The 13,280-nt window shown below is 57.7% G+C and carries 13 protein-coding genes and 2 pseudogenes; all 15 read right to left on the reverse strand.

Annotation, left to right across the window (positions count from 1 at the left end; genetic code table 11):
- Positions 1 to 59: 59 nt before the first annotated feature.
- Entirely contained in the window at positions 60 to 827 is a 768-nt protein-coding gene (locus ACTG27_RS01330; protein ID WP_439978957.1) for a PTS sugar transporter subunit IIA, read from the reverse strand.
- On the reverse strand, positions 827 to 1,132 hold the full coding sequence (locus ACTG27_RS01335) for a PTS fructose transporter subunit IIB (protein ID WP_040095930.1): 306 nt from the start codon (positions 1,130 to 1,132) through the stop codon (positions 827 to 829). Before ACTG27_RS01335 ends, ACTG27_RS01330 begins: the two co-directional genes overlap by 1 nt.
- A gap of 218 nt (positions 1,133 to 1,350) precedes the next feature.
- Complete coding sequence (gene uhpT / locus ACTG27_RS01340) at positions 1,351 to 2,757, reverse strand: hexose-6-phosphate:phosphate antiporter (RefSeq protein ID WP_005334609.1); 1,407 nt, start codon at positions 2,755 to 2,757, stop codon at positions 1,351 to 1,353.
- Positions 2,758 to 3,336: 579 nt separating this feature from the next.
- Entirely contained in the window at positions 3,337 to 5,244 is a 1,908-nt protein-coding gene (locus tag ACTG27_RS01345; protein ID WP_439978958.1) for a PTS fructose transporter subunit IIABC, read from the reverse strand.
- 535 nt (positions 5,245 to 5,779) lie between these two features.
- Complete coding sequence (locus ACTG27_RS01350) at positions 5,780 to 6,556, reverse strand: phosphotransferase (RefSeq protein ID WP_439978959.1); 777 nt, start codon at positions 6,554 to 6,556, stop codon at positions 5,780 to 5,782.
- A gap of 11 nt (positions 6,557 to 6,567) precedes the next feature.
- Positions 6,568 to 7,083 (reverse strand): AAA family ATPase, encoded by a 516-nt coding sequence (locus ACTG27_RS01355; RefSeq protein WP_439978960.1) that lies wholly within the window; start codon positions 7,081 to 7,083, stop codon positions 6,568 to 6,570.
- A gap of 157 nt (positions 7,084 to 7,240) precedes the next feature.
- On the reverse strand, positions 7,241 to 7,936 hold the full coding sequence (locus tag ACTG27_RS01360; protein ID WP_227274080.1) for a hypothetical protein: 696 nt from the start codon (positions 7,934 to 7,936) through the stop codon (positions 7,241 to 7,243).
- A gap of 55 nt (positions 7,937 to 7,991) precedes the next feature.
- Positions 7,992 to 8,594: a sugar isomerase domain-containing protein gene (locus ACTG27_RS01365; protein WP_439978961.1), complete on the reverse strand. Its 603-nt coding sequence runs from the start codon at positions 8,592 to 8,594 to the stop codon at positions 7,992 to 7,994.
- Positions 8,595 to 9,024: 430 nt separating this feature from the next.
- Positions 9,025 to 9,287, reverse strand: a pseudogene (locus tag ACTG27_RS01370) (hypothetical protein).
- Between the two features lie 122 nt (positions 9,288 to 9,409).
- Positions 9,410 to 9,559, reverse strand: a pseudogene (locus ACTG27_RS01375) (substrate-binding domain-containing protein); the annotation flags it as partial.
- Between the two features lie 92 nt (positions 9,560 to 9,651).
- A complete protein-coding gene (locus ACTG27_RS01380) occupies positions 9,652 to 10,086 on the reverse strand; it encodes a hypothetical protein (protein WP_439978962.1) in 435 nt (144 codons plus the stop codon).
- Positions 10,086 to 11,036 carry a hypothetical protein gene (locus tag ACTG27_RS01385; RefSeq protein WP_058055773.1) on the reverse strand — a complete coding sequence of 317 codons (951 nt, stop codon included), beginning with the start codon at positions 11,034 to 11,036 and terminating at the stop codon, positions 10,086 to 10,088. The genes ACTG27_RS01380 and ACTG27_RS01385 overlap by 1 nt, the downstream gene beginning before the upstream one ends.
- A 137-nt stretch (positions 11,037 to 11,173) precedes the next feature.
- A complete protein-coding gene (ascU, locus tag ACTG27_RS01390; RefSeq protein WP_439978963.1) occupies positions 11,174 to 12,232 on the reverse strand; it encodes a SctU family type III secretion system export apparatus subunit AscU in 1,059 nt (352 codons plus the stop codon).
- The gene (gene ascT, locus ACTG27_RS01395) at positions 12,229 to 13,017 is read right to left on the reverse strand and encodes a SctT family type III secretion system export apparatus subunit AscT (RefSeq protein ID WP_150997512.1); all 789 of its coding nucleotides are present in this window, start codon (positions 13,015 to 13,017) and stop codon (positions 12,229 to 12,231) included. Before ascT ends, ascU begins: the two co-directional genes overlap by 4 nt.
- Positions 13,014 to 13,280, reverse strand: coding sequence for a SctS family type III secretion system export apparatus subunit AscS (gene ascS, locus ACTG27_RS01400; RefSeq protein ID WP_005334586.1), 267 nt, complete (start codon positions 13,278 to 13,280; stop codon positions 13,014 to 13,016). The genes ascT and ascS overlap by 4 nt, the downstream gene beginning before the upstream one ends.

A 13,280-nucleotide genomic window follows, 5' to 3' on the forward strand; every position in this document is an offset into this window, starting at 1 on the left:
GTGCTGAGGGCAGGATGAATGGCTGGCGTTACAGCAAGCAGCGCCCAGAGCCAATTCGCCTAGCTCAGCAGGCTCTCGATCACGATAGCCTGACGGGCGGGGGCCGAGCCCGCCAACAGCAGGGCATGGCTGACCACATCGTCGATCATCGCCTGTGCCAGTCGGGTAAGGGGGCGCAGGGTCTCCCGTCCGCTACCAATCGGCACCGCCAGCAGAATAATGGTCTGCACCGGCCCGATTTGAGAGCCCCACTCGATGGGCTCCTTGCAATTGAGCAGGGTCAGCGCTGGCTGGCTGATCCCTTCGCTCAATACATGAGGCATGGCAAGGCCGGGGCGGATGATGGTGGCCGAGACCTGCTCGCGCCGACTGATCGCCTCCTCCAGCGCGGCTCTGTTGCTGACCAGCTCGGCGGGCAGCAGATCAATCAGATGCTCGAGCGCTTCGGCTTTGGTCAGCGGTTCGGGGCTGTAGGCCAGCTGGCGCAGGGCAAAATGGTAGTCGGGCAGAGCGTTGGTCAGTCGCAACTCCGCCAGCGCGGCGGTGCGCGGGCGCAACAGCGGTTGACCCAGTTCGCCGCACCAGCAGGTGAAGGCCATGTGGGCGAGCTCGGCATCGCACCCTTCAATTTGCAACTGGCAGAGATCGCCGGGCTGGGTGGCGAGGGTCAACAGGGAGAGCTGGTTGTTGGCGGCAACGGTCTGACGTCGGGTGAGGTTGGCGCAGCGGATGGTGGATTTGAACATCCCCGCCAGCCGGTTCAACTGCTTGGCCTGGGTGATGCTCAACCCCTGCTGGCAGTAGAAGGTGATTTCGCGGGTCAGCATCAGGCCGGGATCGGCAGGGCCTTGAGTACGGCGTTGGCATCCAGCAGCACGGTTTCCAGTCTCACCTGATGGATGGTGCAGCCGAGGAAGCGCTCTTTCTGCTCAATCTCGATATCGGAGGCAATCAGCACCAGGTCGGCGCTGGCAATATCGCGGGCGGTCAGCATGTTTTCCATGCCCATGGCGCCCTGTGTCTCGACCTTGATCTTGAGTCCCAGCACAGTGGCGGCTTTTTGCAGGGCATCGGCAGCCATATAGGTATGGGCGATACCGGTCGGGCAAGCGGTGACGGCGACGATCTTCATCTGCTCTCTGTGATGCTGACAAGGGGGAGCAACAAGATAGCGCCAGCGGGGGGCTTTTACCAAAAGTCCATATGAAAAGTGGGATCTTGATGGGGATATGCCCGTCCCTTGAACGGCAGTGCAGGTTGATATGGGCCTGCAGGGATTGGGATTTTCCCAAACAACAAGGGCCACCCCTGTGGGTGGCCCTGAACAATCTGCGTCTGTTGTTATGGCTATCAGGCGGTCTGGGCAGCCAGCTCGGCGGCTTTCAGTTCGCGCTTGATGCGGCGGATCTTGCGCTCCTCGGCGACCGCGACACAACCCATCAGCACCAGACAGGCGGCGGCTGCGATATCCAGCGCCGCGAAGGTGCCGGTCCAGCCGGTCAGACCGAAAATGGGGGTGCCATCGGCGATCATGCCCAGACCCAGTTTGGCGAAGCTGTCACCAATCAGGTAGGCGAAGGTGCCCTTGACGCCATCGGCCACGCTGATGCCCTGCTTGGGTACGAAGCCCACGGCGGCGACGCCGATCAGCAGTTGCGGACCAAACACCAGGAAGCCCAGGGTGAACAAGGAACCCAGGAACATAAACTGGGTGGTCGCATGCTGGTAGAGACCCAGGGTCGCGATGATCAGCGCCAGCGCCACGCAAGCCACCAGACCACGACGACCGTTGGCCAGATCGGAGAGGTAACCCCACATCAGGGTGCCGACCAGTGCGCCCACTTCGAAGAAGGTAAAGCCCTGAATGGCCACGTCTTTGGAGAAGCCCAGCTCCTGGTGGGCATAGACGGTAGACCACTGGTCGATACCGATACGCACCACGTAGAGGAAGATGTTGGCAAAGCAGAGCAGCCAGATCACCTTGTTGAGCAACACGTACTTCACGAAGATCTGCCACTTGGTCAGCTTCTGCTCTTCGGTAGCGATATCCTCTTCGCTCGCCACTTCGTCAAACAGCTCTTCCACCTTGCCAAGGCCATAGGCTTCCGGCGAATCGCTACCAAAGCGCAGGCCGATAAAGCCGACGATCAGCGCGATGATGGAGGGGAAGATAAACATGCCGAGCACGTTGCCATCGAACAGGTAGTTGGCACCGAACAGCGCCACACCGGCCGCACCGGCACCGCCCACGTTATGGGAGAGGTTCCACATGCCCAGATAGGTGCCGCGCTTGTTGCGAGGGGTCCACTTGGTGATGGTGGAGTAGCTGCACGAACCGCCACAGCTCTGGAAGAAACCGCTCAGGGCGTAGAAGAAGATCATGAAGTAGAGGCTGAAACCGGTGCCGCCCATGCTGGCACTGAAGCCCAGCATGCAGAGCGCGGAGAGGATCAGCATCAGCGGCAGGAACTGCTTGGTGTTCTTGCCATCGGCGTAGTAGGAGACGATGGTCTTGCCCACCCCGTAGGTGATGGAGAAGCCAAGGCCAATCATGCCAAGCTCGGTCATGGAGAGACCGTACTCCTGGATCATGTCATTTTGCGCAATGTTGAAGTTCTTGCGGATCAGGTACATGGTCAAATAGCCAATAAATACAACCAGATAAGATTGCATAAACGGCTTGAACCAGAGCTTGCGCCGGGCTTCGACCGGCAGGTCGAGGGTGGGGACCCGGACCTGTTGGAGCAATTTCAACATCTTCGTTCATCCTCTGCGAGATAGACGGTATTTCCGCCGCGCCCCTCATTTGTAGATAGGTTGTTCGAGGTCACGCCACGGAAGGGGGAACGGAACGTCGGGGCTGTCAGCCGTTGCTGCGCTCGACGCTCCATCCATATAAACCCGGGCCCGGCACGGGATGACGGGGCGCATTGCCCGTCGCGGTGCGGGTCACGACATCAGGTGGGGTGACTCTAATAAGAGGGGCAAAAAATGGCTTGAGAGCCATCCCTAGTGGGGCTAGGAAATTTTCCTAGTTTTTGCGCTTTCGGGGACAAAGCGTGAGAAACATCACACCGCTGACGCCGGATTGCTGCCATTTCAGCCAGTTTGGCGCTCTGTGTGAGTGCTGGGCTGGTGGGATGGATAGGCCAGAAGGGAGCAAGGGAAAGGCAAGGAGAGAGGTGAAGGGAGAGATGAGGGAAGAGTGCTTATCGACCACTATTTCTCGGGGGGCGATATTGGGAAATACGGCCCGCCAGCTATCCACAAAAAACAAGAGGCCACCCCGTGGGGTGGCCTCTTTTATGCTCTATGAGCCGCGATGGCGAGAGGGACTCAGGCCGCCTTGGCCAGGGTCACCTCGTCACTCTTTTTTACCCGCAGCTTTTTCAGGGCAACCGCGACCACGCCGGTGACGATGGCACCGCAGATCATGCAGAGCAGGGCCAGCAGCGGCTTGTTGACGGCACCCAGCAGGGCCACGATGGGGCCACCGTGGGCAACGCTGTTGGTGATTCCGAACAGGAAGGCCATCACAGCGGCGGTCATGCTGCCCAGCACGTTGGCCGGAATCACGGCCAGCGGGTCACGGGCGGCGAACGGAATCGCCCCTTCGGAGATACCCACCAGACCCATGGCGCCAGCGGCTTTGCCCGCTTCGATCTCGGACTCGTCGAAGATGCCTAGCTTGCGACCGAGTACGGTAGCCAGCGACATGCCAAGGGGGGCAGCCGGGATGGCGCAGGCCATGGCACCCATAAACTGGGTCTGACCGGAGGCGATCATGCCGACGGAGAAGAGGAAGGCCACCTTGTTGACCGGGCCACCCATATCAAAACCAGCCATACCACCCAGCACGATACCCAGCAGCACCAGACTGCCACCGCTCATGGAGAGCAGCATGGCGTTGAGGCCAGTCATCATGTCGGCAATCGGGGCGCCGATGATGAAGATGAATATCGCAGCGATAAAGAGCGACCCGACGATGGGGGCGATCAGGATCGGCACCAGCGGTTGCACCATCTTGTGGTACTGACGAGTGGCAATCCAGCGCACCAGATAACCGACCAACAGGCCCGCGATGATGGCACCGATAAAGCCGGTACCGGCGTCAGCGCCGTAGAAGCTGCCGTTGTTGGCGATCCAGCCGCCGATAAAGCCCGGTGCCAGTGCCGGACGGTCACCGATGGCGTAGGCGATATAGCCCGCCAGAATGGGGATCATCAGGGTGAAGGCGGCCACGCCGACGTTGAGGATCTGGTTCCACATGCTCCCTTCCGGGATCTGCATGCCGCTCGGGGTCGGGTTGCCGCCGATGGCCAGTGACAGGGCGATCAGCAGACCACCGGTCACCACGAACGGGATCATGTGGGAGACACCGTTCATCAGGTAGCGATAGAGATCGGAACTGCCGCCCGCGCTCTTCTCTTCACCTTTTTTATCCTCTTTGCCAGCCACGTAGGCGGGGGCTTTCAGGGCCTGCTCAATCAGACCCTTGCCATCCTTGATGGGTGCCTTCACGCCGGTCTTGATGAGGGGCTTGCCGTTGAAGCGGGCCATATCCACCTGCTTGTCACAGGCGACCACGATGGCGGTGGCGCGGGCGATCTCGTCCGCGGTCGGGCTGTTCTTGACGCCGATGGAGCCGTTGGTCTCCACCTTCACCTCATAACCCAGCTCGCGAGCGGCGCGCTCCAGCGACTCGGCCGCCAGATAGGTGTGGGCGATACCGGCCGGGCAGCCGGTGACACCGATGATAAAGCCTTTGCTGGTGGTCGGGGCCGCGCTCTGCTCCTCTTTCTTGGCCAGCAGCAGCGCCAGCGCATCGGCCGGGGTGTTGGCCGCCAGCAGCTTGACGATAAAGCCCTCTTCGATCAGCTTGCCGGAGAGCTCGGCCAGCACCTCGATATGGTGGTTGGCGCCGCCATCGGGGGAGGCGATCATAAAGAAAATATGGGATGGCTTGCCATCTTCGGCGCCGTACTCGATGCCGTTGCGGCTGATGCCGATGGCGACCGCCGGGTTGCATACCGCTGCACTCTTGGCGTGGGGCAGGGCCACGCCCTCTTCAAAGCCGGTGTTGCCCAGCTCTTCGCGGGCCCACAGATCCTTGACGAACTGCTGCTCGTCGCTGACCTTGCCTTGCGCGACCAGCAGGCGGGCCATCTCGGTGAAGACCTCTTCCTTACGCGTCGCTTTCAAATCGAGATTGATCAGATGTTCATTGATCAAGGTGGTTATCATGGCGCTCTCCCCGCTTCCGGTGACGGAAGCTATGCGTGAGTACGTATCGACGTACTGGATAAAAATGACATGATCATTATCGCGTCTTGCCCGCCCCCCTCCCTATCGGACAAATGTGCTAATCACTGGATTTTTGTGCGCAGTAAAACGCGATGTGATGAAGATCCCGTTTTCAGGCAGGACTCGCCATTTTCAGCAGCTCATCCATTTTTTCTTTAAAAACAGACAAATGCATTGATGTTAGGCTCGCCATCAGATTTGCAATACGCCATATCAATAAATTAATCATCAGCATGGTCTGGATTTATATGTGGTTAAACGGCGCCATCAGATGTGACCATTCTCACAAAAAGTCGCAATTTCGTCGGGCGGATTAGGATTTTTATGCGCCTGATGGCGGAGGCCAATCGAATTGGCTGGGCGAGCGCAGAGGGGGTTGTTTGGGAAGAAAGTGTGGTGGCAAGAGAGGGATGGCCGAAAAGAGAGAGGTGATAACACGAACGTTCGAATACGCTGCGCTATTCGAACCTACGGATTACACAATATGCGCCACCGACCCCAGCCAGTTGGGAACTTGTTGTCGATACCACTCCAGATATTGCTGTGCCTGCGGCTTCTCCCTTCTGGTCAGCAGATTGGTGACCTCAATAATCAGCCAGCACTTGGCCATGACGAGATGGCGGAGCAACCGGTCGCCAGAGAGCAGCGAACTGTGGCGCTGATAACGTTCAATGATAGTTTCATACTCAGCCTGTGAACCCATCCGCGGCACCAGCGGGGCCAGATCGATGGCCGGGCTGCCATAACCAAATCGCTCCCAGTCAAACAACACCAGCTCACCATTGTCGCGGGTGCCCCAGTTGCCCTCATTGCTATCTCCCGAAATCAGACATGACTCCTCGAATAGTTCGTGACTAAGTTGCTGGATATGGCGGATCTTCTCGTTTACCGCTTCCGGCAGGCAGAGTACAGAGAGCGCCTCGTCGGTGTCGGCCTGCGACCAGCCGTGAGTTTTCACCGAAAAGTCGGGTTGATAGTTGGCGTTATGCAGGCTGGCCAGCTGAGCAAAGGTCTGTTCGTTGTGGTGCAGCTGCGTGAGCGTGACCGGATGAGGGATCTGCTCAAGGAACAGGATCTCTCCTTCGGCCCTGAGCAGGGCAGGTGTGTTGAGCCCGCTCAAATGCGGGGCTGCACGTTGGTAGAAATGGCGCTCGACAGGCGATGCGCCGCTTTTTCTGATACAGGGTTTGCCATCCAGCAGCTGGATATTTACCGAAGCGCCCCCCATTTTCGCCAGCTCCTGTTGCGTCATCCTCTACCCCGTTAGCTATGAGTGGTCAGTTGCGTGAGATAGCTATTTACCTCTGCCCGAGTCGTGAAACGGTGCTTGTCGTTTGGGAATCGATCAAACAGCTCGCGATGGAATTGGCGGGAGCTTTTGCCGGCTCGCTGCCCATATTCCGATGCCCACACCAGCAGTTGTTGAAAGCTCTCTTCGGCTGCCACTGCATCCCGTTGCCTGGCACTCTGTGATCCGCGCGATAGCAGCGAATCACGGCATACAGACCAGTCGAGATCCAGAAAGAGCAGGGTATCAGCGGCATCAAGCAGTTGCTCGGCCAGGGCACCAAATACCCCTTCGACCACCCATGAGGGCGCTTGAGCAAGTGTTTGAATGGCATGGTCAATCTCATGCTGGGGCCGTTTTTGGTTAAAGCCGCCCGGTTGCCAGACGATGGTGTCAAGATTGACCTCGCGGATAGTTAACCCCTCAGCCAATCGAGCCGCCAACCAGCTTTTGCCCGATCCCGAGTTGCCAATAATCAGAATTCGTTTCATCTATGAGTGCTCTTTTCTGGAACAGATATCTGGAGACTGGAAAGTAGAGGTGATGACGCGAATGTCCGAATACGCTTCGCTATTCGAACCTACGGGCTATCAGAATTTATGGTCAAATTGGGTATCACCGCACATCTGCGTTATAGATAATTTGATTTTACTCATCAGCCATTAGATGGATTTCTATTGCACCGATTAGAGTTGATTTTTTGCGTCTGTACTCGTCTATAGCATAAATTTTATTTTCTTTATCTTTGGGGGGTACAGGTGTCTCTGGTAGCTCCTTAACCAAAGCAATACATTCTTTTGCGACTAAATCCTTATCAGCTAAATCACAGATATTATCCATTAACTTTAATATTTCATTTTGCGCATCATCAATTTTATCTACAATATCAGTGGCGAGCATAGCTCCTTTTGCTCCACGTTTAATGCTTTCCAACTTATTAAAAACTTTATGAATGGAGCCAATGATTCCAGTTCTAGCCTCCACTCTGATTACATCATGATGTTTTGCCTTAGTTTGATATAAAGATTCCGATATGATGGCATCCGATAGCCATTTTGCATCAGAGTACAGAAGTTGAAGGCCCTCTCTGAAGTCTTTATAAGAACTAATACCTTGAAGTAGAAGCATTAGTGTGCCAATTACAGTCACACGAGCTTTTATTGAACCATCTTCAAACTCAACATTGATCTCAAGACCTTCAGATAAAAAGAACTCAGTACGAGTCAAGGAAAACATTCTTAAATTTTCCTTGAATGACTCTAACTGTTCATCGGTTTCCATTCCTCTCGGCTCAACATGAATATAAGCCTGACTAAGGATGTTTTTGTTTATATAATCTGCCACTATGTGATCTCAATTTTTGTTGATGGTTTAATTTAAAAAATCTATATGTAGATTTTTACATCGACTTCAATCGCCCTTGGAAATGGCGGTAAACATCATCGTTATTAAAGCCATCCACATTCTGGCTGGAGAAAATAAGCGGGGTGACTCCTTGTGCCAGTGCCAGTTTCTGCGCTTCGACAACCAGCGTATTGATCAGCACCATGCCGGAGATGGAGGAGAAGGCGCCGGTGACCCGATCATTGACTTCGCACAGGCCATCGCCCGGTGGCACGCAGTTGTCCAGTACCAGATCGGCCAGCTCCATCAGTTTCTGGCCAGAAGGGTGACGACTCGGATTTTGCGCCGATTGTGCCACTGAGGTAATAGCGATCACCTTGTGGCCGCGCGCTCTGGCAAGCTGGGCCCACTCGATGGGCAGGGCGTTGCGACCCGAATTGGAGATGACCACCATCAGGTCCCCCGGCGCAATCGGCTGCTCCTCCCACAGGATGGCGGCAAGCCCCGGCAGCTTCTCCAGCGCCGAGCTGCGCAGAGCACCATCGGCGGTGGTGACGGTGGAGTCGAGCACGGCGTTGATATTGCCAAGGCCACCGGCACGGATAAACCCCTCCAGCCCGACCATATGGGAGTGGCCGGTGCCCAGCATATGGATCATCTTGTTGTGAACGATGGCCTCGCTAAACCAGTGGGCCGCCTGCCGGATCCCGGCCGTTCTGGCTGACCATGGTAGCGATGCGCGCTTGCAGTTTTTCGACGTACTCAAACATAACGGCGGGATCCTTGTGGATTGCTGGAGAGGGGGGTGTAGCCCAGGTGTGGCCAAGCGGCACGCTACCGCCCCTGGACGACAGCCTCCACTCTGCTGCTGTTAACCGGCGATGTGGCGGGAGGGGATGGCGCTATGGTGGCCAGAGCTATCTCGGCAACGTCCCTCCCAATCCCGGTTGCCAAGTGAGCCATGGTAATCAAGGTGGGGGCAATGCAAAACCGGCAGCAGGTAAAAACCTGCCAAGGATCAACAAACTACTTGCTTGATAGCGGGAGTTTATTCGGTTGGTTGTGTGACGGATGACAGACTGGAGCCATCAATACTCCAGAAACTTCTCCCCGCACCGCTCGCAAATTAGATGTTTTACATGGGTGGTCTGGTAGGCCAGTGTTTCACCAAACGCCCAGTTGGTGATGCTGCTGGAAGTAAAGGCTTGCCGAAGGCTTTGCGCGGATCCTTGGGCATCACATCCTGGCTGTGATCGCGGGCGACCAGCACCACGATATGGCGGGTACGTTCTCTGCATTTGTCACAGCGATGGATTTCACTCGGCGGATTCTGGTCGTGCGGGTTGCTCATAAATGGGCTCGTGATGAGAGGGAGGTGCCCATCATATTCCTCTCCACTTGGCTCTCAATTTCTCCTTGCCGGCGCAGTGAGCTGGCTCACGTTTTGCGCTGCTGCGGGCTTGTCCAGCCAGCTCAGGCCGACTCCCGCTTTTGTAGATTGGGGGTGATGATATGGCGGTTGGGGGCGAGCTCGGGTTGCTGCATCCGGGTCAGCAGTCGTTTTGCCGCCTGACGGCCGATTTCGCGGGCCGGTGAGCTGACAAAGGTAAGGGCGGGTGTAAGGTCAACTTGATGCGGATTTGAAAACATAACGGGGCCATCAGTGATGGCCACGTTATGGTTGCGCTGTTTTCCCTTATGAGTTGACGCTGATATCAGGCTCGAATGGTCGTCGGGATGGGATTCGGGATACCGTAATTCGGGCGTGATACGGTCTGTTCGATCGCGGACTCGTTGACCACGATGGCTGCCGGAGACGTGCCTTGGGTCAGGGCTTCAGCCTGATGCAGCATGCGGCTGACCATATCGGTCAGGAGATCCACATCCAGCTTGTCCAGCCACTCGCGACACCAGAGCAGGGTGCTCTGCTCGCTGTCGCGACTGAGTTGCAGCACAGGCCAGTCGTCCATGGCGGCGAGGGAGGGGGTCTGGATATCTCCCAGCGGGATAAACAGGGTCACCAGTTGATCCCGCTCGCGAATATGGAGGCTGAAGGGGCCCGCCTGCAGATCCAGCCCCTCTTCGTGCAGGCACTCATGCGGCAGGGATAGCTGGCGAACGAGGGTTGATAGCATGGCATGGAACATCATTAATCCTCCCGATGGGTGTTATCAAAGACCGACTCTGTGGGCGGCCACAGGTTGGCGATAGGGGGGCGGGCTGGGGTACCGACCAGTGGCGCCCCTATGGTCGCGGCCCAGGGGTCGACTACCTTGGCGTGTGGCCCCCAGCTTTCCGGCTTGGTAAGTTCGCTCCCCTCGGCGCGGCCAATTACCACAAAGCAGTGGGTCTGGGCGTGACCTTGTGCACCACGATGGGCCAGCACTTCGATCCGCTGGTCACTGTTGTGGCGCAGCAGTTCGGCCGCCGCCGAATAGGCCAGGGTCGAGCAGCAACCGGCCTTGGCGTCATCCACCGCTTTGGCGATGTTTTCCATGGTGCGCAAGGATAGTGGCTGCTTGTTTCTGGTGATCTGGATGGCGGCCATATTGGCGCTGTTGTTGGCGCGCTGGTTGGCTGCCAGGCGCTGGGGATCCTGCCCGAAGGCGTTGAGTTTGCCGATGATCTTCTGATAGCTCGGGTTGTTGGGCTGGACAAAGGTCTGGGCGTCGGTGCAGGCGTAGCTGCCCAGTTTTTCCAGTCCAGCCATGCTCTTTTGCAGCAGGGCCTGGGTGCCACCCGCCATCACTTTCGGTTCATGTCGCGGGGCTGCTCTGGTGATGGCACCCTGTTCTGCCAGCGCCTGCTTCAGTTCAGTCAGACGAGCGCCGCGTGCTGCCACCTCTTTGGGGTGGTGCTGCTCCCAGTGCTGGATTGCATCCTGCACCCGCTGCGCTTTGCCGCTATCGGGGGCGCTTTGCAACTGGCGCAGGGCGCTGATGACCTGCTTGAGATCGCTGCTCTGGAAGTGGCCGATGCCGCGCTTGACGGATTGTTCGAACAGCTTGTTACCCTTGGCCAGCAGCGGGCTGGCCTCTGTCTGCTGGGGCGATGCTGGGCGGTTGAGGTGAATGTGTCCACCGATTGCTGGTAAGGCCATGATGTGATTCCCGACAGGGTTGACGATAAGGGGATGATACCGAGCCGTGATGGCGCGCTATATCAGGGAGCGGTCGGGGATTTGTCAGTTTTTCGCGTGTTGCGCAGTTTGTTTGGCCAGGCGGGCAGCGTGCTGCCCTACCACTGTGGCCCTTCGCTCTGGCGCCACTGCTCCAGCCAGCGCAGAACCTCGGCGGTCGCCTCAATCTGGTCGGCGGGAATGTAGTTGTTGAGTTGGGCATCCCGATAGAGGGCACGGGCCAGTGGAATGCGTTGCAGCACAGGGATCCCCTCCTCTTCGGCAATCTTGCGCACCTGTAGCGCCTGGGCATCGGTGAATTTGAGGGTCACCACCGGCAGCGGCGTTTCTCCCCGCTCGTAGCGGATACCGATGGCGATATGGGTCGGGTTGGCGACGATGACCGAGGAGCGCTTGACATCAGCGCGCATGTTGCTCGATTGCAACTCCTGATGGAACTGGCGGCGCTTGCTCTTGATCTCCGGGCTCCCTTCCATCTCCTTGTACTCCCGCTTCACCTCGTCCTTGCTCATCTTGAGCTGCTTGATGTGCTGGTAGTGTTCGAAGGCGTAGTCTGCGATGGCGATCACCACAAAGCCCATGGCGCAAACCGCCATCAGCTGGCCCAACATGCCCCCCAGCACCGGAGTGATGCAGCTCATGCCGCAGCCGGGCAACTGGAGCATCGCCTGCAGATTGCCCTTTATGGTGACCCACACCAAGAGGCTCAGGAGGCTCACCTTGAGCAGTGATTTGACGAACTCCATCAGGCTTTTGATGGAGAAGATCTTCTTGGCCCCCTCCACCGGATTGATCTTTTTGATGTCTGGCTTGATGGACTCACCACTCAGCAGAAAACCGTACTGGGCGAAGTGGGAGACGAGCACCACCAGCACCGACACCGCTAGGATCGGGATGCAGAGATAGGCCATCTCCTGCATCAGGTTCTCCACCACATGGTTGAGCGCCTGGGTAAAGGGGAGGTTGATGTGGGATTCCGGGATCATCATCAGCTTGCCCAGATGTTCGAGGTAGTAGTCGGACATCGCCATCAGCATGCCCACCAGACTGAGGATGATGGCGGTGGAGACCACCTCCTTGCTCTTGACCACCTGCCCCTTCTGGCGGGCATCCCGCAACTTTTTGGGGGTGGGTTGTTCGGTCTTCTCGCCGCTCATCGCGCCTCCAGAATGGGGATCAGTAGTTGCAGCGGATCCATCACCGCCAGCACCTGTTGATAGGCGTGGTCCATCATCAGCTTGATGTAGATGACCAGCAGCAGGCTGGCGACGGCGCTTTTTATCGGCATCGCCAGCACGAAGACGTTGAGGGAGGGGGCGAAGCGACTGATCAGTGCCAGCCCGAATTCGGCCAGAAACATGGCGATTAAGAGCGGCGCCGCCAGCAAAGCGCAGAGCAGCAACATATGGCTGAACTGGCCGTAGAAAAAGTTGACCCACTGCTCGTCGATGGTGGGGAAAAAATGCGCCACCGGCCAGCTGATGTAGCTCTGGAACAGGGCGGCCAGCAGGGCGAGAAAGGCGCCGCTGGCAAAGAAGAGGGTGATCAGGGTCTGGGTCAGCAGCAGGCCGGTGGGACTGGTCTGGCTGCCGAGACTCGGGTTGAACAGGGAACCCATGGCGGCACCGCGCTGGTTGTCGATCAGAAAACCGCTCGCCTCGATGGCCCAGAAGGGGATGGCGGCGACAAAGCCGATCAGCAGGCCGAGCAGCACCTCCTTGGCGATCAGCATGGCCAGCGCCATGCCGTCGATCTGATCCGGCAAGGTGTCGGCGACTGTGGGGTAGGCGTAGAGCGCCAGCGAGCAGACCACCCCGTTGCGGATCATCGCCCCTCCCAGCATCTGTTTGCTCAGCACCGGCAGCATCACGAAGCAGCTGATAAAGCGCGGCAGCAGCAGGGTATAGGCCAGCATCTGGGCCTGCAGGCTCTCCAGCGTCATTGGATCTGCGGTACCTTGAACAGCACCATATCGGCAAAGCTGTAGAGCTCGTTACCCAGCCAGGCGGTGGTGGCAAACAGGGTGATCACCACGGCGATCAGCTTGGCGACAAAGCCCAGGGTCTGCTCCTGGATCTGGGTCAGTGCCTGCAGCAAAGAGACAAGGGTGCCCACCAGCGCCGCCACCAGCACAGGTGGCATCGAGAGGATCAGCACCAGCCAGAGCGCCTGGCTGGTGAAGTGAAGGATATCGGCGTGACTCAT

Origin of the sequence: Aeromonas sp. 97A (genome assembly GCF_051919185.1) — a bacterium.
GTDB lineage: Bacteria > Pseudomonadota > Gammaproteobacteria > Enterobacterales > Aeromonadaceae > Aeromonas > Aeromonas veronii.

Coding starts and splice junctions, on each gene's coding strand:
- uhpT (WP_005334609.1), bottom strand. CDS start 2,757: ATGTTGAAATTGCTCCAACAGGTCCGGGTCCCCACCCTCGACCTGCCG.
- ascT (WP_150997512.1), bottom strand. CDS start 13,017: ATGACGCTGGAGAGCCTGCAGGCCCAGATGCTGGCCTATACCCTGCTG.
- ascS (WP_005334586.1), bottom strand. CDS start 13,280: ATGAGTCACGCCGATATCCTTCACTTCACCAGCCAGGCGCTCTGGCTG.
- ACTG27_RS01335 (WP_040095930.1), bottom strand. CDS start 1,132: ATGAAGATCGTCGCCGTCACCGCTTGCCCGACCGGTATCGCCCATACC.
- ACTG27_RS01330 (WP_439978957.1), bottom strand. CDS start 827: ATGCTGACCCGCGAAATCACCTTCTACTGCCAGCAGGGGTTGAGCATC.
- ACTG27_RS01345 (WP_439978958.1), bottom strand. CDS start 5,244: ATGATAACCACCTTGATCAATGAACATCTGATCAATCTCGATTTGAAA.
- ACTG27_RS01380 (WP_439978962.1), bottom strand. CDS start 10,086: ATGATGTTCCATGCCATGCTATCAACCCTCGTTCGCCAGCTATCCCTG.
- ACTG27_RS01355 (WP_439978960.1), bottom strand. CDS start 7,083: ATGAAACGAATTCTGATTATTGGCAACTCGGGATCGGGCAAAAGCTGG.
- ACTG27_RS01350 (WP_439978959.1), bottom strand. CDS start 6,556: ATGACGCAACAGGAGCTGGCGAAAATGGGGGGCGCTTCGGTAAATATC.
- ACTG27_RS01365 (WP_439978961.1), bottom strand. CDS start 8,594: ATGATCCATATGCTGGGCACCGGCCACTCCCATATGGTCGGGCTGGAG.
- ascU (WP_439978963.1), bottom strand. CDS start 12,232: ATGAGCGGCGAGAAGACCGAACAACCCACCCCCAAAAAGTTGCGGGAT.
- ACTG27_RS01385 (WP_058055773.1), bottom strand. CDS start 11,036: ATGGCCTTACCAGCAATCGGTGGACACATTCACCTCAACCGCCCAGCA.